Source organism: Paenibacillus roseus (genome assembly GCF_016424485.1).
GTDB classification, from domain to species: Bacteria; Bacillota; Bacilli; order Paenibacillales; family Paenibacillaceae; genus Paenibacillus_D; species Paenibacillus_D roseus.
Window position 1 is genome coordinate 1 of record NZ_JAELUP010000018.1, and the last position, 639, is coordinate 639.

The following is a 639-nucleotide window of genomic DNA, read 5'->3' on the forward strand; positions in this document are numbered from 1 at the left end:
TTTCTTCACTCGTGCCATGGGCAGTACCGGTCAATCAGGCCAGCGCGGCAGTAGTAGAAGGAACTTCAAATGCTGTCGTCAATAACGTCTACAGTGAGATGCTGGCCAAGGCCAAAGGATATTATGACATCACCAAGTCAAAAGTACTGGGCAATTACTTGGACACACTGGCATTCCGAAACGCATGGGGAGGAGACTTCACCGGGTACACATTGCCGCCGGAGTTTGCCAGCGACTACATAAACAATCAAGCCGGCGGCTACGGAGACCGCATCCTCGGCCTATTGGCCGTAGGCGGCAATCCCTACGAGACGAGTACGAGACAAAACCTTGTCAAGGATCTCGTCCAATACCAGATGCCAAGCGGCAGTTTTAATACAAGCAATCTTGCCGTTCATTCATGGGCGGTTATCGGATTGAATGAGGCGAGTGCCGCGGAGTATTATAACAAAAGCTTGCCTGCCCCTGCCAAGTTATACGATAAGGCAGCGGCAATCAACCATATTATCAGCAAACAAAATGCTGCCAACGGTTCGATCGGCGGCACGCTTTCGAGCACGGCGACCGCTCTGATTGCATTAGCCGGAGCCAAAGAAATTGACGGTGTCGATGCCGCCATTCAAAAGGCGGTAGCCTATG

1 protein-coding gene is annotated in these 639 nt (G+C 51.8%); it reads left to right on the forward strand.

Going from position 1 to position 639, the window contains the following annotated elements; genetic code table 11:
• A partial coding sequence (locus JFN88_RS07180) for a hypothetical protein (protein ID WP_199018651.1) occupies positions 1–639 on the forward strand: 639 nt, incomplete at both ends.